Source organism: Intrasporangium oryzae NRRL B-24470 (assembly GCF_000576595.1).
GTDB lineage: Bacteria > Actinomycetota > Actinomycetes > Actinomycetales > Dermatophilaceae > Intrasporangium_C > Intrasporangium_C oryzae.
Genome location: NZ_AWSA01000005.1, coordinates 93,554 through 109,484 on the forward strand (window position 1 = coordinate 93,554; position 15,931 = coordinate 109,484).

The window sequence follows — 15,931 nt, forward strand, 5'->3', positions numbered from 1 at the left end:
GGGGATGTCTCGGCCTCGTGTCGTATCGTCGAGCGTCACAGATCGCGCAGGTTGGCCGACCGGTCGGCCGTATCGGAAGGCAGTACGAGTGGGTCGACTCTTCGGCACGGACGGCGTCCGTGGGCTCGCGAACCAGGACATCACCGCTGAGCTGGCGCTCGACCTGTCGGTCGCGGCGGCCCACGTGCTCGCGGAGGTGGGCGAGTTCAACGGCCACCGGCCCGTTGCCGTCGTCGGCCGGGACCCCCGCGCATCGGGGGAGTTCCTCGCGGCGGCGACCGCCGCAGGCCTCGCCTCGGCCGGGGTCGACGTGCGTGACGCGGGCGTCCTACCCACCCCCGCCATCGCCTACCTCGTCGCCGAGCAGCGGGCCGACCTCGGTGCCATGCTCTCGGCCTCGCACAACCCCATGCCCGACAACGGCATCAAGTTCTTTGCCCGAGGCGGTCACAAGCTCGCCGACGAGCTCGAGGACCGGATCGAGGGCCGCCTCCGCGAGAGCTGGCAGCGTCCGACCGGGGCCGACGTCGGGCGCATCACACCGCTCCAGGACGGCGCCGACCGCTACGTCGCCCACCTCCTGTCGGTGCTGCCGAACCGCCTCGACGGACTCCACGTCGTCATCGACGCAGCCCACGGGGCCGCCTACGAGGTGGCGCCGCGCGCCTTCCGGGAGGCCGGGGCCGAGGTGACCCTCATCGGCGGCGAGCCCGACGGGATCAACATCAACGACGGCTACGGCTCGACCCACATCGGCGAGCTCAAGAAGGCCGTCGTCCAGGTCGGCGCCGACTTCGGCATCGCCCTCGACGGTGACGCCGACCGCTGCCTCGCCGTCGACGCTGCCGGCAACGAGGTCGACGGAGACCAGATCATGGCGATCCTGGCGGTCGCGATGAAGGAGCAGGGCGTGCTCCGCGGCGACACGCTCGTCGCGACGGTCATGTCCAACCTCGGGATGATTCAGGCCCTCGAGGCGGTCGGGATCAAGGTCGTCCAGACGGCGGTCGGCGACCGCTACGTCCTCGAGGGCATGAAGGACGGCGGCTTCGTCCTCGGCGGCGAGCAGTCCGGGCACGTCGTCATGCTCGACCACGGCACCACCGGCGACGGAACCCTGACCGGCCTCATGCTCGCCTCGCGCGTCGCCGCGACCGGGCGGACCCTCGCCGACCTCGCCGCCGTCATGAGCCACTTCCCGCAGATCCTCGTCAACGTCAAGGACGTCGACAAGTCGCGCCTCGAGAGCAGCGACGCCGTCGCCGACGCGGTGCGCGCGGCCGAGGGAGAGCTCGGGGTCAACGGGCGAGTCCTGCTGCGCAAGTCGGGCACCGAACCCGTGGTACGCGTCATGGTCGAGGCCGCCGACGGCGACCAGGCCAGGGCGCTCGCGGACCGGCTCGTCGACGTCGTGAAGTCCCAGCTGGCGTTCTGACGAGCAGACATGGCCACCACGTCGACCAACTGGCCCACGTGGAAGCCATGGCCCGACGTGCTCGCGATCCTCGCGCCAGCCATCGTCGTCGCGGCTGCCTTCGGTGCTGCCGTCGTGTCCACCGGGACGACGTGGAGCACGGCGTTCTGGTGGCTCGGAGTCATGCTGTTCGGAGTGCTCGTTCCCGGTCTGGCACTCGTCCGTGCGGCCAGGCGGAGGCCGGCGACCCTGCGCGACGACGCCGGGTGGGCCGGTCCGGCGGGCCTGCTCGTCGCCCTCGCCGGCTGGCTCATCGGGCATCTCCTGCAGGATCTCGTCGGTCATCGCCCCGGCCCGATGACCTGGGGCCTCGTCGTGACGGCCCTGCTCGGAGTGGTCCCGGCCACCCGACGTCGGCTCGTGGCCAGACCTGCGCCGTCGAAGCGGTCGTTCGTGGCGCCGGCCCTCGTCGCCGCGGCCATGCTCGGCGCCGTCAAGTGGGCCTGGACGGGCGGCCTGTCGTCGGCGCCCGCCATACCGGAGAGCACCACGAGGTACTCCCAGGACGTCGTCTACCAGGTGGCGCTCACCGGCGAGCTCCGACGAAGCCTCCGACCCGGGTACCCGCCTGTCGCCGGTGAGCCGCTCGACTACCACTGGTTCTTCCATGCCGTGGCAGCCCATCTCGGCGGTGATGGGCTTCACGACCTGGACGTGGTCGCCCGGTTGCTCCCCCTCAGCCTCATCCTCATGCTCATCGGACTCGCCGCCGTGGTCGGTCGGCAGGTCGTCGACCACGCCGCCGGCGGCCCCGGCGCGGCGCTCGCCGTCGCGCTCATGCTCCCGATCCGGGTCGACCCCTTCCGCCCGCCGGCCTCCTGGGCGCTCGGGATCTACTGGCAGCCCAGCCCCACCCAGACCCTGGCCTGGGTGTGGGGGCTGGCTCTCGCAGCCTGCATCATCGCCGTCGTGAGACGCCGCCCCTCGGACGCATCGGCGCCGGTCCTGCTCCTGCCGCTCTTCGCCCTCGGCGCCTCCGGGGCCAAGGCCTCGGAGGTGCCGGTCGTGGCGGGCGGCGTCGCCCTCGCCGCCCTGGTGTGGCTCCTCCTCAGCTGGCGTCGCCCGCTCGCGGACGGGACCCTGGTGCGCTACGTCGTCGTGGGGATCGTCTGCATGGTTGCCGTGGCAGTCGGTGTGCTCTTCCTCTACCCCGGGAGCTACGGCCTGCAGTGGGATCCCCAGGCGGTCGCAGTCAAGGCCCAGAGCATGATCCACCCGGGGAGCCGGCTGACCGTGAGCGGGGCCTGGAAGTGGATCGTCCTCACGTCCGGATGGCTGGCCCAGGTCTGGGTGCCCATCATGATCCCCGCCCTGCTCCTGCTCGTCCTCGTGCGACGCGATCCCCGGGACCCGACACCGTGGATCGCCACCGGTGCGGCCCTCGTCGGCTTGGTGACGTTGGTCGTCTTCACCCATCCGGGTAGCAGCCAGTGGTACTTCACGCTCGGAGCCGTTCCGATCGTGCTCGCCCTCTCCGGGGCGGCGGGTGGCTGGGTCGTCGCGCAGGCGTGGGCGAGCCGCTCCGCCTCCGTCCGGGGTGCGGCCCTGGGGCTGGTTGTCGCGGGGTCGGCGCTGGTCGTGCTCGTCAGGCGGCTGTCGGGAGCGCAGCCGCGCTCCGCTGAGGGCGCGTCGGCGTGGGTCGCCCCCCTCGGCTGGTTCGCCCTGGCCGTCGTCGCTGTCACGGTGGTCGGGTGGGCGGTCGGGCGCGCGCGCGGTGTTCGCGTGCGCGGCCTCGCCCTTGCCGCAACGGCGCTCGTCATCATGGGGGCCGCCCTTCCCTCATCGGCCGCCAACCTCGCGACCCTCCCGGCAGCCCGGGGCCACAGCACCGCCCGGCCCACCGACGTCCCCACCGACATGCGGGCCCTCTTCCTGGCGGGCCAGTACCTCCGACGGGCAGCGGCCCCCGACGACATCGTCGCCACCAACCGGATCTACCAGGCGATCATGTCCTCGGGAAAGGACGCCCGTGACTTCACGGTCGCTGCGTTCAGCGGCCTGCGGACGGACGTGTCGGGATGGGCCTACTCCGGGCGCATCCTCGCCGAGGGCGCTCGCACCCATCGGTACTACGTCACGCTTCCCTTCTGGGACCCTCCGAGACTGGCGGCCGAGCTCGCCCTCATCACCGATCCCACACCGTCCGGCTTCGCGTCGGCCTGGCAGCACGGCGTCCGGTGGATCGTCGCCGACGAGCGAGCCGGCCCGGTGTCTCCCACGCTCGGGACGCTTTCCGACGAGCGGTTCGAGCAGGACGGCGTGCAGGTCTTCCGGCTGAGGCCGCCTGCCGCCTGAGTCCCCGCCCGACCGGCAGGCTCCGGACCCGAGAACGACGTCAGCGGCATACGGGATCGAACGCGATGGGAGACTCGGCGGGTGAGCTCGGTCAACATCGTTCCCCTGCGACGCCGCATGGTGGCGCGCGACCCGCACGAGAAGCACCGGGTGGCCACCCCGCTCGAGCTGTTCTTCGACCTCGTCTTCGTCGTGGCCATCGCGAGCGCAGCGGCGCAGTGGCACCACGGCCTCGCCGGGGGCGAGCTCGGTGACCTCGTCGGCTACCTCATGGTCTTCTTCGCCATCTGGTGGGCCTGGATGAACTACACGTGGTTCGCCTCGTCGTACGACTGCGACGACGTCACCTATCGGCTGCTCACCTTCACGATCATGGCCGGCTCACTCATGCTCGCCGCGGGCATCCCCGACCTGTTCGCCACCCGCCAGTCGGTCCTCGTCGTCGCCGGCTACGCCGTCATGCGCTTCGCCATGGTCGCGATGTGGCTGCGTGCCGCTGCCAGCCATCCCGAGGGGCGCACGACGGCCCTGACGTATGCCGCCGGGATCGCTGCCGTGCAGGTGCTGTGGATCGCTCGGCTGGCGATCGAGGGGCGCACCGCGCTCATGGTGTCGTTCTTCGCGCTCGTCGTGCTCGAGCTGCTCGTGCCGATCGTGGCCGAGCGGCGGGGGGTCACGCCGTTCCACCCGCACCACATCGCCGAGCGCTACGCCCTGCTGACGATCATCGTGCTCGGCGAGGTCATCCTCGCCTCCGTGCAGGCCGTCCAGGTCGCCCTGGGCCAAGGGGCGCAGCCGGGCCTGCTCGCCCTGATCGTCGGTGGCCTGCTCATCGTCTTCTCCATGTGGTGGCTCTACTTCAAGCGGGAGCACGCGGTCCTGTTCGAGGGCAGTGTCCGCAGCGTGTTCGTGACGGGCTACGGGCACTACCTCGTCTTCGCCTCGGTGGCCGCCACGGGCGCGGCGCTCGCGGCCTCCGTCGACCTCGTGCAGGGGCACGCGCATACCTCGGCGCGGGTGGTCGGCCTCGCCCTCGCCGGTGCGGTGGCCGTCTACACGTGGTGCCTGACGGTGATGCACGCGATGGCGGGCGCGCGGCCGGCCGAGACACGGGCCGGAGTCGGAGTCGGTCTCGTCGTGCTCGGCGTCGCGGCCCTCGCGCCGCCCATCGGGATCACCGTGCTCGCCGTCGGCCTCGTGCTCGCCGTCGCCGTGGCCCACCACGTGTGGCTCACGCAGAGGGTCGATCAGTCGATCGGGTCGAGCAGGCCCGTGTCGACGTCGTAGACGAACCCGCCGACCAGGGTCCCCTCCCGGACGAGCGGGTGGGCCCGGACCTTGGCAAGGTCCTCGCGCAGCGCGGCAACCTGGTCGTCGATGACGTGGAAGTCCTGCCACGAGGCGTCCTTGCCGGTGCTCCGGCCGACCCGCTCACGCAGCTCCTCCTCGGAGTTGGAGGCCATCGCGCAGCGGGTGTGGGGGACGACGAGGATCCGCTCGACCCCGAGCAGGTTCGTCGCGAGGACGAGTGCCTCGAGGGCGGCATCGGTGACGCGGCCTCCGGGGTTGCGGAAGATCTTCGCGTCGCCGGGATTGAGGCCGACGAGGCGCAGCGGGTCGATGCGCGAGTCCATGCACGTGACGATCGCGACCCCGGCGTGCGCGATGCCGTCGAAGCCGGCCAGGTCGAACCGGTCTGCGTACTCGCGGTTGGCGGCGAGCAGGTCCTCGAAGCCCTGGGCGGGCGTCCCCCCGCTCACTGGAGACCCGGCCGCTTCGAGATGGTGAACGCCATCGGCTTGCTCACCTCGGCGAAGAAGTCGTTGCCCTTGTCATCGACGACGATGAAGGCCGGGAAGTCCTCGACCTCGATCTTCCACACTGCTTCCATGCCCAGCTCCTCGTACTCGAGTACCTCGACGTGCTTGATGCAGTCCTGCGCGAGTCGGGCGGCGGGACCGCCGATCGACCCGAGATAGAACCCTCCGTGCTCCTGGCACGCATCGGTCACCTGCTTGCTGCGGTTGCCCTTCGCGAGCATAACCATCGAGCCGCCCGCAGCCTGGAACTGGTCGACATACGAGTCCATGCGTCCCGCGGTCGTCGGGCCGAACGAGCCGGACGGCATACCCTCGGGCGTCTTGGCCGGGCCCGCGTAGTAGACGGGATGGTCCGTGAGGTACTGCGGCATCTCCTCGCCGGCGTCGAGGCGCTCCTTGATCTTGGCGTGGGCGATGTCGCGCGCCACGACGAGGGGTCCGGTGAGCGAGAGGCGGGTCTTGACGGGGTGCCTGGACAGCTCGGCCCGGATCTCGTCCATCGGCTGCGTCAGGTCGATCTTGACGACGACGTTGCGGCTGGTCGAGCTGACCCCGATGGCGTCGTCGGCGTGCTCGCCGAGGTCCTCGTGCGTCGAGTCGGGCAGGAACCGGGCCGGGTCGGTCTCGAGCTGCTCGATGAAGACGCCGTCGGGGGTGATCTTGCCGAGGCACTGCCGGTCGGCGGAGCACGAGACCGCGATGGCGACGGGCAGGCTCGCGCCGTGCCGGGGGAGGCGGACGACCCGAACGTCGTGGCAGAAGTACTTGCCGCCGAACTGGGCGCCGATGCCGAACTGGCGCGTCAGCTCGAGCACCTTCTCCTCGAGCTCGGTGTCGCGGAAGCCGTGGGCCGCGATCGAGCCCTGCGTCGGCAGGCTGTCGAGGTACTTCGCCGACGCGTACTTCGCCGTCTTGAGGGCGAACTCCGCGCTCGTCCCGCCGATGACGATGGCGAGGTGGTAGGGCGGGCAGGCGGCGGTGCCGAGGGAGCGGAGCTTCTCGTCGAGGAAGCGCATCATGGCGTCCTCGTTGAGGATCGCCTTCGTCTCCTGGTAGAGGTAGCTCTTGTTGGCCGAGCCGCCACCCTTGGCCATGAAGAGGAACTTGTACGCCGTCTCGTGCCCCGGCGCGGTGTCGGCGTAGAGCTCGACCTGCGCCGGCAGGTTGGAGCCGGTGTTCTTCTCCTCCCACATGGTGATCGGCGCCATCTGCGAGTAGCGCAGGTTGAGCCGGGTGTAGGCGTCGAAGACGCCCTCGCTGATGGCGCGCTCGTCGGTGCCCTCGGTGAGCACGTGCTGGCCGCGCTTGCCCATGACGATGGCGGTGCCGGTGTCCTGGCACATCGGCAGGACACCGCCGGCGGCGATGTTGGCGTTCTTGAGCAGGTCGAGCGCGACGAACTTGTCGTTGTTGCTCGCCTCGGGGTCATCGAGGATGGTCCGCAGCTGCTGGAGGTGCGCGGGCCGCAGGTAGTGCGCGATGTCGTGCATCGCCGTCTCGGTGAGCAGGCGCAGGGCCTCCGGGTCGACCTCGAGGAAGGTGCGCCCGCCCGGGCCCTCGACGGTGCGGACGCCCTCGGTCGTCAGCAGACGGTACGGCGTGGGGTCCTCGCCGATCGGCAGCAGGTCCTCGAAGCGGAACTCGGTCGAGTTGGCGGTCACAGTCGCTCCTTGTAGACGTCGGGCACGCGGAAAGCCCCTCCCAGCGTATCGAGACGCTGGGAGGGGCTTTTTCCGAGGTATGCCGCTGGGCGGGCCGGGTCGTGCGTCAGCCCTTGACGGCCCCAGAGGTGAGGCCGCGGACCATGAACCGCTGCAGGGCGAAGAAGACGAGCATCGGGACGATCATCGAGATGAAGGCGCCCGCGGTGAGCAGCTCGGCGCCCTGTCCCTGCGTCCCGAGCAGCTGCTGCAGCTTGACGATGACCGTCGTGTTGCTGCTGTTGAGGAACAGCTTGGCGATGAGCAGGTCGTTCCACACCCAGAGGAACTGGAGCGTGGCGAAGGCCGCGATCGCGGGGATCGACATGGGCACGACGAGCCGCCAGAACGTCTGGTAGTGGCTGCAGCCGTCGATCTTCGCCGACTCGACGATGCTGCGTGGCAGCGTGCTCATGTAGTTGCGCAGGGTGTAGATGCACAAGGGCATGCCGAAGCCCGTGTGCAGCAGCCACACCGCGATGTACTGGCCGGAGATGCCGAGCCCCCGCGGTCCGAGGATGTTGAGCATCGGCTGGAACGCCACCTGGATAGGGACGACCATGACGGCGATGATCAGCAGGAAGAAGAACTCCTTGAACGGGAACTCCATGAAGGTGAACGCGTAGGCGGCGAAGGCCGCGAACATGATGGGGATGACCGTCGCCGGGATGGCCACGACGATGCTGTTGATGAAGCCCGACCCGAGGTCGGCCCCGGTCCACGCCCCGCTGTAGTTGCTTGTCGTCCAGTTGGCGCTGAACGGGTTGAACAGCGCCGTCCACCAACCGGATGAGGCTGCGTCGTCGCGGGTGCGGAACGACGTGACGAGCAGGCCGATCGTCGGGATCGTCCACAGGAGCGCCAGGATCGACATGGTGACGATCGAGAACGTGCTCCTGGGCCGGCCGTCCTTCATCAGTGCGCGGCTCATCGGTTGGCCTCCTCGTCGCGGAAGTGCTTGATCTGGTACCAGATGAGCGGGATCACCGCGATGAGCAGCACGACCACGATGGCCGTCGCCTGACCGGCCTGGCTCGCGGCGAACAGCTTGTTGAAGAAGAGGTTCGCGATGACGTTGGTGTTGTAGGCGCCGTTGGTCGAGACGTAGACGATGTCGAAGACCTTGAGCACGAGGATGAACACGGTCACGAACACGGTGATGATCGTGCCCTTGATCTGCGGGATGACGACCTGCCAGAAGATCTGGAACTCACCCGCCCCGTCGATCCGGGCCGCCTCGATCGTGTCCTCCGGGACGCCCTTGATGGCCGAGCTGAGCAGGACCATCGCGAACCCGACCTGCAGCCAGATGAGGATCACCATGAGCAGGATCGAGTTGAGCTTGGCCGTCTCGATCTGCAGCCACGTCTGCGGCTGTCCGCCGAAGGCGGTCCAGATCGCGTTGAGCAGGCCGGTCTGCGTCTGTCCGGGGTTGTTGTAGGCGTAGACGAGGCCCCAGATCGCCGTCGCGCCGACGAACGAGATGGCCATCGGCAGGAAGATGAGGCTCTTCGAGGCCTTCTCGCCGTTGGCCGACAGCTTGTCGGACAGGACCGCGACGATGACGCCGAAGGCGACGACGACGGCCGGCACGATGAGCAGCCACAGGACGTTGTTGAGGATCGACTGCCAGAACTCCGGGTCCCCGAAGATCGTCTTGTAGTTCGCCAGGCCGACGTAGGCCGTGCTGTCGGCGTTGGCGAACGAGTAGTTGATCGTCTGGAACGTCGGGTAGATGAGCATGAGCCCGACGAAGAAGAGGCCCGGCAGGATGAAGGCGTAGGGGATGGCTCCCTGAGAGAGCCTGCTCGGCAGCCCCTCGATGAACATGTTGAGGAAGAAGAAGAGCAGGGCCGCGCCGCCGACGCCACCGATGATCGCCAGGATCGCGATGACGATCTTGTTGCCGAACCACTCCGGGTGGTAGCCGAAGGCGAGGAAGAGGTTCGCGAGGAACCAGACGATGACCACCATGCCGACGATGCCGATGAGGATCTTGGCGGGGTTGGCCCTGAGCGACTTCTCCGGGTCGTCGGAGCGGGCACGCCCCCGCGACCGGACGGTGCTGGTGTCGGCTGTCATGACTTCGGCCAGGAGCTCTCGATGGCGTCAGCCGTCGCCTGGGTCGACTGCCCGTTCATCCACTTGACCATCTCGGTCCAGAAGGTGCCCGAGCCGACCTCCTTGGGCATGCTGTCGGAGCCGTCGTAGCGGAAGACGCTCGCGTCGGCCGCCAGCTTGGCGATGAGCTTGGTGGTCGCGTCCGGGTAGTTGCTGGAGTCGAAGGTCTTGTGCGGGGACAGCCAGCCGCCGGCCTTGGCCCACTCAGCGCCGAACTTGTCGGACGTGAGGAACTGCATGACCTTCTGCGCGTCGGGGTCGCCGCCGTTGAACAGGCCCGCGATGTCGCCGCCACCGAGGACCGGCTGGCCCTGGTAGCCGCCCTGCCACGGCGGGAAGACCATCGTGCCGACCTGGTTGTCGAGGTTGCTCTGGACCTTGGCCGGGAGGAACGTCGTGATGAAGTTGCCCTGGCGCATGAGCAGGCACTTCGGCGGGTTCTGGAAGGCCGGGTTCATCGCGTCGCCGAAGGCGGTGTTGAGGACGCCCTTGGGGCCGCCGAACGAGTTGTTGTCGTCCTTGATGATCTTGCCGACCTCGTCCATGGCCTTGACGACCCGTGGGTCGTTGAACGGGATGCGGTGCGCCACCCAGTCGTCGTAGACGTCGGGGCCGTAGAGCTCGAGCATCATCTGCTCGACCCAGTCGGTCCCGACCCAGCCGGTCGCCTGGTCGGAGCCCCAGGCCTCGCACCAGGGCGAGGTGCCGGTGGCCTTGATCTTGTCGATGACCTGGGTCTGGAGCTCCTGGAAGGTCTTCGGCTGCGTGGTGTAGCCGGCCTTGGTGTAGGCCTCCTTCGGATACCAGATCAGGCTCTTGAACGCCATGCGCATCGGCGCGCCGTAGACGCGCCCCTTGTAGCGGGAGGCGTCGAGGAAGCCCTTGATGAGCGTACGGTCGAGCTGGTCGTAGTTGAGGAACGTGTCGATCGGCTGGATCTTGCCCTGGGCCGCGAACTCGAGAAGGCCGCCCGGCTGCGGGAAGAGGCCGATGTCGGGGGAGTCGCCCGAGGAGACCTTCTGCTTGATCGTCGTGGTGAAGTCCTGGTCGGACGTGTACTGGATCTTGATCCCGGTCTGCTTCTCGAAGGCCGCCAGCGAGGCGTTGAAGTTCTTCTCCTCGGCCCCACCGAACGCACCGAGGATCGTGACGATCTTGTCGTTGGCCGGGGAGCCGCCCCGGGCGACGGCGTTGCCCCCGCCGCCTCCGGCGCCACCGCCCGACGCGTTGGGGTTCTGGAGGCACCCGGACACCATCGCTGCGGCGAGCGTCACCACCCCTCCAGCCATCAGTGCCCGTCTGGGAATCCCGATCATGGTCGCTCCTCGTCGTTGAGTTGGCCCTAGCAGTCCCCCAGCCCGAGCGTGACGCACGTCACGTCGAGGCATGGGACATGTCTACCCCCGACCGCGGTGTCGGTCCAGCACAAAACGGCATCACCGGGTCTGCCGACGACGAAGAGCCCCCGAGGTGCTCGGGGGCTCTTCGTTAGTGGGTCAGGCTGTCTGCGGAAGCGTCCGGTTGCCGGCGGACGTCTCGGAGGTTGTCCAGACTTCAGACGCAGCGGCCGTTCTTGCAGTCGTGGTCGAACAGGGCGCGTGCCAGGACCGTCGTCATGTCGCCCGGCGACGGCGCCGCGTAGAAGTCGGAGAAGGTCATCTTCGAGATCTCGGAGAGCACCTTCGGGTCGACGTCGGGGCCGATGCCGATCGTGGTGATGGCGATCGGCTTGTCCGGGTTGGCGGCCTTGCGCAGGTTGGCCTTGAGCTGGTCGAGGGTCAGCCCGGCGTCGTCGTCGTTGCGGCCATCGGTGAGGACCACGACGGCGTTCACCCGGTCGGGGTCGTACGCGGCCGAGGCGCGCTGGTAGGCGGCCCAGATCGTGTCGTAGAGGCCGGTCCCGCCCCCGACACTGTCGGAGAGATGGCTCGCCGCGGCCGCGACCCGCTGCTTGTGGGCGGGGTCGAGCTCGGCGATCGGCGCGATCTCGCGGTAGTCGGCGCCGCCCGGGCCGATGTTGGTCGAGAAGACCCAGAGGCCGAGCTTCGTCGAGGCAGGCAGCGCCTGGAGGGCGATGCCTGCCGCCTCCTGGGTGATCGCGACCCGGGTGCTCTTGCCGACCTTCTCCTTCATCGAGCCCGACACGTCGAACACGGCCAGGAGCGAGAAGTCGGTCGTCGCCGCCTGCCACACGTCGGTGGCAGCGGCCACCTGCTCGGGGCTCGGGGACGGGCCGATCTTCACCTCGCCGAGGCTGCCCTTGGGCGTCGGCATCGGGACGGGCGAGGTCGTCGAGCGCAGGCCGTAGCGGGCGAGGATCCGCGCGGCCTCCGGCGTCTTGAGGTAGGTCCGGATCGACTCGACACCGTCGGCCTTGACGGGGTCGGTCGCGACGTTGATGAGGGCGTACTCGAAGGGCGGCGTGCCCTCAGCGGGCGTCACGGACACCATGCGGTGCTGGGGGCTGACCCGGTTGTGCTCGATGAGGTCGGCCTCGGAGACGGGGAACGCCGGGGCGTCCTCCGGCTTGGTCTCGTAGGCGGCGAACAGGTCGTCGGTCGAGGCCGCCGCCTGCTTCGCGAGCTTGGGGATGACGACGCGGCCCTGCTCCTTGCTCAGCTGCGGCAGCGCCGCCGCGAGGGTGAGCATGCCGGCGGTCGTCGACCGCGGGTCGCTGAGCCGGATGGGCTGGTCGGAGCCGATGAGCTCGAGCCACTGCGGCTGAGCCGTCAGCGTCGCGGCCCGGGCGGGGTCCATGGCGATGACGAGGGGACTCTGCGCGAACGACGTGGCCGGCTTGGCGTTGATCTTGGCCGTGGCGTTGACCCGCTCGAGCCAGCGCGGGGAGTCGGCGATCCAGCCGTCGGGACGGTTGGGCTGGCCCTGGCCGAGGCCGATCATGGACTCGATCGGGTTGCGGGTCTCGACCGTGTAGTCGATGCACGGCGAGGAGGGCGACGCCTCGTAGGCCTGCGTGAGGGCGATCGCGGCGGACTGCATCGCGGAGGTGACCCACAGCTTGACCGGGGTCAGGCTGGAGCACTTGTCCGTCGTCGGGCCGCTCGCCGTCGGCGCGCCGTCGGCGCGCCCCGACCACCACACGAAGCCCCCCGCTGCGGCACCGACCACGAGCACGACGCCCAGCACGGCGGCGATGATCTTGCGGCGCCGCGCTGCCGCGGCACGGTGCTCGAGGGCCTTTCGGCTCGATCGGCTCTCGATGAGGCTCTGCTCGTACGGGCCGACCGGCCGCTGGGGTGGGGTGGGCTCGGTCACAGGTCTTCCTCACATGAAGACGCCCGGTCGACCGAGCGTCATGGCATGAACCAGCGAGCAACCTAGCCGCTGGTTCGGGCAGATTGTCGCCTGCGGGCCGACGTCTTGTCGAATGCCCGTTTTGTCCTCAAGACAGGTCGGCGCGCACCGGTGCGTGGGCGCCGGCCCGGGCGACGGTCCGCGCACCGGTCAGCAGGGCGCGCTCGACTGCGGGAAGCACGTCGTCCATCGATGCGGCACGCAGACGATCGCGCGCCTCGGCCCCCCCGAGCAGCCCCGCGTCGAGCAGCCCGGAGACGAGGCCGGCCATGAACGAGTCCCCGGCACCGACGGTGTCGACCACCGTGACCGGGGTGGCAGCCAGCGCCCGCTCCTCGCCGGTGCGGCCGAGGCGGACGATCGCGCCCTCGCCCCCACGCGTCACGACGAGCAGCGCCGGCCCCAGGGCCGCCCAGCCGGTCAGGGCCTCGTCGATCGTCTCGCCCGGGCACAGCCACGCGACGTCCTCGTCGCTCAGCTTGACGACGTCGGCGCTCGCGATCGCCTCCTCGATGAGGCGTCGGGCCACCTCGGGTGCTCCCATGAGGGTGGGGCGGGCGTTGGGGTCGTAGGAGATCGTCGCCGTGCCCCGGGCTGCGGCCAGGGTGGCGCGCACTGCGCTCCCGCCGGGCTCGAGGACGACCGCGATGCTGCCCGTGTGCACGTGGGCGTACGACGTCAGGTCGGGGACGGCCGCGAGCTGCCACTCGAGGTCGAACGTGTAGGTCGCGGCCCCCGTCGCGTCGAGGCGGGCGTCGGCCACGGAGGTGAACGGTGCCCCGAGCGAACCGGGCGTCAAGGTGATGCCCCGTGAGCGGCATACGTCCTCGATCCGGAGGCCACGCTCGTCCGTCGCGATCCACGTGGCGAGATCGACGGGATGGTCGAGGGCCGCGAGGCCGAACGCGACGTTGGCGGGGCTGCCGCCGACGTGCTCCGCGTGCTCACCGGTCGCGGTCGTGACGGCGTCGATCAGGGCCTCGCCGATGACGAGGGTGCGGGTGTCGGCGGTCGCCATGGGTTCAGCGCTCCATCATCTCGGCGCTTCCGAACCACCCCGGGCGGTCGAAGCGGTGCTGGCTGTCGATGGTCCGGATCGTGCCACTCCGCGAGCGCATCACGAGGGAGTTGGTCCGAGCGGACTGCGCGCCGTAGCGCACGCCGCGGAGCAGCTCGCCGTCGGTGATGCCCGTCGCGACGAAGAAGCAGTCGCCCTTGACGAGGTCGTCGGTCGAGAGGACGCGGCTCAGGTCGTGCCCGGCGTCGATGGCCTTCTGGCGCTCGTCGTCGTCCTTGGGCCAGAGCTTGCCCTGGATGACGCCGCCCACGCACTTGATCGCGCAGGCGGCGATGATGCCCTCCGGGGTGCCTCCGATGCCGAGCAGCAGGTCGACGCCGGTGTCGGGCCGTGCGGCCATGACGGCGCCGGCGACGTCGCCGTCCTGGATGTAGCGGATGCGGGCGCCGGCGAGGCGGACCTGCTCGGCGAGGGCGTCGTGGCGAGGCCGGTCGAGGATGACGACGGTGACGTCGGCCGTCGTCTCCTTCTTCGCCTTGGCGATGCGGCGGATGTTCTCGGCGACGGGGAGGCGGATGTCGACCACGTCGGCCGCGTCGGGACCGGTCGCGAGCTTGTCCATGTAGAACACGGCGGACGGGTCGTACATGGCGCCTCGGTTGGCGACGGCCATGACGGACACCGCGTTGGGCATCCCCTTGGCCGTGAGCGTCGTGCCGTCGATGGGGTCGACGGCGACGTCGTAGGCCTCGCCCGTGCCGTCGCCGACCACCTCGCCGTTGTAGAGCATCGGGGCGTTGTCCTTCTCGCCCTCGCCGATGACGACGACACCGTTCATGCTGACGGTCGAGATCATCGCCCGCATGGCCTCGACGGCCGCGCCGTCGGCGGCGTTCTTGTCGCCGCGGCCCACCCAGCGGCCACCGGCCATGGCCGCGGCCTCGGTGACCCTGACCAGCTCGAGGGCGAGGTTGCGATCGGGCTTGCTGGCTTTCATCAGGGATCCTCCGTCGACGCTGATCGGTTGGCGCCAGCCTATCGGGGGGCCCCGGCCGGTTTGGACGGCGTCCGAGGGTCGGGGACCATGGGTGTCATGAGCACTTCGTCGGCACCGACACCCCCCTCGACGCCCGCCTCACCCTCGTCCGAGTCGACGCCGTCGTCGGAAGCCGCGGGCGCTCAGCCGGTCGCCGAGCCGGTCGGCGAGCCGGTCGTCGCGCCGGTCGGCGAGCCGGTCGGCGACGCCCAGGGCCAGCCTGTCGTGGAGGTCGCGCCTCCGCGGCGGAGCGCGTACTCGATGGGGTCGATGCCCAACATGCTGCGGTCGCTCTTCGTCATGGGCGTCTTCGTCCTCGCCCTGTTCGCGATCGTCCCGCGCATCGGTCAGGTCGACCGGCCGGCTGTCGATGCCTTGGCGAAGGCCCAGTACACCGCCGAGCAGACGTCGTGGCCGATCGAGCTCCCGACCGGGCTCGGCTCGGGCTGGATCCCCACGGTCGCGACCTACGCGCCGGGCACCGACCGCGTCCCGACCTTCACGACGGTGTGGAAGACGCCGGCCGGAGCCGACATCGCGCTCAAGCAGGCCGTCAAGGTCACCGGCGGCTGGGTGACGCGGTCGGTCAACGCCGCGCCGCGCTCGGGCAGTGCCGAGGTCTCCGGACGGACGTTCGAGCGGTATGCCGCTGTCGACGGCAAGCAGCTCAGCTACCTCGCGCGCGGGGCCGGGGACACGGGCCTCACGATCGTCGCGACCGGCACGGCGGCCGAGGACGAGCTGAAGGCCTTCGTCGCGGCCCTGAAGCCGGTGACGCCGGCAGGCTGACGAGGAGCGGATCCGACAGCCGTCGGGCCTCGTCTGCTCGGGCCTGGTCGGCTCGGGCCTCGTTGGCTCAGGCCTCGTCGCGGTCGAAGATCTCGTCGTCGGCGTGGACGGGCCTCGCCGTGGCGCCTGGCCGCGTCGCTGCCTCGATCTCGGCCTGGGCCCCGTCGAGCCAGGTCGCGCAGTGCGCCGCGAGCGCCTCACCGCGGCGCCACAGGTGCATCGAGTCCTCGAGCGGCGCCTGCCCCGCCTCGAGGCGGCTGACGATGCTGACCAGCTCGTCCCGCGCCTGCTCGTACCCCATCCCGGCGATGTCCGGGAAGGAGGTGCTGTCGGCTGGGGTCGTCGCATCGGCCATGGTCGCCA

Annotated in this window: 13 protein-coding genes; 4 read left to right on the forward strand and 9 right to left on the reverse strand. The window is 69.9% G+C overall.

All coding sequences use genetic code 11. The features are described 5' to 3' along the window. Positions 1-88: 88 nt before the first annotated feature. The 3 genes from glmM (at position 89) to N865_RS03500 (ending at position 5,056) form a co-directional block, all read left to right on the forward strand. Positions 89-1,435: a phosphoglucosamine mutase gene (gene glmM / locus N865_RS03490; RefSeq protein ID WP_034801625.1), complete on the forward strand. Its 1,347-nt coding sequence runs from the start codon at positions 89-91 to the stop codon at positions 1,433-1,435. Positions 1,436-1,444: 9 nt separating this feature from the next. Continuing rightward, positions 1,445-3,769 (forward strand): DUF2339 domain-containing protein, encoded by a 2,325-nt coding sequence (locus tag N865_RS03495; protein ID WP_034801626.1) that lies wholly within the window; start codon positions 1,445-1,447, stop codon positions 3,767-3,769. An 81-nt stretch (positions 3,770-3,850) separates the two neighbouring features. Beyond that, on the forward strand, positions 3,851-5,056 hold the full coding sequence (locus N865_RS03500) for a low temperature requirement protein A (protein WP_034801627.1): 1,206 nt from the start codon (positions 3,851-3,853) through the stop codon (positions 5,054-5,056). Here N865_RS03500 and N865_RS03505 read toward each other — a convergent pair. The 8 genes from N865_RS03505 to glpX all read right to left on the reverse strand — a co-directional run bounded on the left by N865_RS03505 (position 5,017) and on the right by glpX (position 14,740). After that, positions 5,017-5,529, reverse strand: a complete 513-nt coding sequence (locus N865_RS03505) for a beta-class carbonic anhydrase (protein ID WP_034801629.1) — start codon at positions 5,527-5,529, stop codon at positions 5,017-5,019. The genes N865_RS03500 and N865_RS03505 overlap by 40 nt on opposite strands. Next, complete coding sequence (locus N865_RS03510; RefSeq protein WP_034801631.1) at positions 5,526-7,250, reverse strand: fumarate hydratase; 1,725 nt, start codon at positions 7,248-7,250, stop codon at positions 5,526-5,528. Before N865_RS03510 ends, N865_RS03505 begins: the two co-directional genes overlap by 4 nt. A 106-nt stretch (positions 7,251-7,356) precedes the next feature. Further along, positions 7,357-8,220 (reverse strand): carbohydrate ABC transporter permease, encoded by an 864-nt coding sequence (locus N865_RS03515; protein WP_211244842.1) that lies wholly within the window; start codon positions 8,218-8,220, stop codon positions 7,357-7,359. Further along, positions 8,217-9,371: a carbohydrate ABC transporter permease gene (locus N865_RS03520; RefSeq protein WP_034801635.1), complete on the reverse strand. Its 1,155-nt coding sequence runs from the start codon at positions 9,369-9,371 to the stop codon at positions 8,217-8,219. The genes N865_RS03515 and N865_RS03520 overlap by 4 nt, the downstream gene beginning before the upstream one ends. Beyond that, positions 9,368-10,699 (reverse strand): ABC transporter substrate-binding protein, encoded by a 1,332-nt coding sequence (locus N865_RS03525; protein WP_034801637.1) that lies wholly within the window; start codon positions 10,697-10,699, stop codon positions 9,368-9,370. The genes N865_RS03520 and N865_RS03525 overlap by 4 nt, the downstream gene beginning before the upstream one ends. Positions 10,700-10,964: 265 nt before the next feature. Then, positions 10,965-12,686, reverse strand: coding sequence for a substrate-binding domain-containing protein (locus tag N865_RS03530; protein ID WP_034801639.1), 1,722 nt, complete (start codon positions 12,684-12,686; stop codon positions 10,965-10,967). 127 nt (positions 12,687-12,813) lie between these two features. Beyond that, complete coding sequence (locus N865_RS03535) at positions 12,814-13,743, reverse strand: PfkB family carbohydrate kinase (protein WP_034801641.1); 930 nt, start codon at positions 13,741-13,743, stop codon at positions 12,814-12,816. A 4-nt stretch (positions 13,744-13,747) separates the two neighbouring features. Then, entirely contained in the window at positions 13,748-14,740 is a 993-nt protein-coding gene (glpX, locus tag N865_RS03540) for a class II fructose-bisphosphatase (protein WP_034801643.1), read from the reverse strand. A gap of 96 nt (positions 14,741-14,836) precedes the next feature. Here glpX and N865_RS03545 point away from each other — a divergent pair, with 96 nt between their 5' ends. Next, on the forward strand, positions 14,837-15,568 hold the full coding sequence (locus N865_RS03545) for a DUF4245 domain-containing protein (protein ID WP_245603650.1): 732 nt from the start codon (positions 14,837-14,839) through the stop codon (positions 15,566-15,568). Between the two features lie 67 nt (positions 15,569-15,635). Here N865_RS03545 and N865_RS03550 read toward each other — a convergent pair whose 3' ends face one another. Continuing rightward, positions 15,636-15,923: an exodeoxyribonuclease VII small subunit gene (locus N865_RS03550; RefSeq protein ID WP_034801708.1), complete on the reverse strand. Its 288-nt coding sequence runs from the start codon at positions 15,921-15,923 to the stop codon at positions 15,636-15,638. Between the last annotated feature and the right edge of the window lie 8 nt (positions 15,924-15,931).

Bases quoted from the DNA above. Each gene is read 5' to 3' on its own strand.
- N865_RS03525 (WP_034801637.1), bottom strand. From the start codon at position 10,699: ATGGCTGGAGGGGTGGTGACGCTCGCCGCAGCGATGGTGTCCGGGTGC.
- N865_RS03515 (WP_211244842.1), bottom strand. From the start codon at position 8,220: ATGAGCCGCGCACTGATGAAGGACGGCCGGCCCAGGAGCACGTTCTCG.
- N865_RS03545 (WP_245603650.1), top strand. From the start codon at position 14,837: ATGAGCACTTCGTCGGCACCGACACCCCCCTCGACGCCCGCCTCACCC.
- N865_RS03520 (WP_034801635.1), bottom strand. From the start codon at position 9,371: ATGACAGCCGACACCAGCACCGTCCGGTCGCGGGGGCGTGCCCGCTCC.
- glpX (WP_034801643.1), bottom strand. From the start codon at position 14,740: ATGAAAGCCAGCAAGCCCGATCGCAACCTCGCCCTCGAGCTGGTCAGG.
- N865_RS03550 (WP_034801708.1), bottom strand. From the start codon at position 15,923: ATGGCCGATGCGACGACCCCAGCCGACAGCACCTCCTTCCCGGACATC.
- N865_RS03535 (WP_034801641.1), bottom strand. From the start codon at position 13,743: ATGGCGACCGCCGACACCCGCACCCTCGTCATCGGCGAGGCCCTGATC.
- N865_RS03495 (WP_034801626.1), top strand. From the start codon at position 1,445: ATGGCCACCACGTCGACCAACTGGCCCACGTGGAAGCCATGGCCCGAC.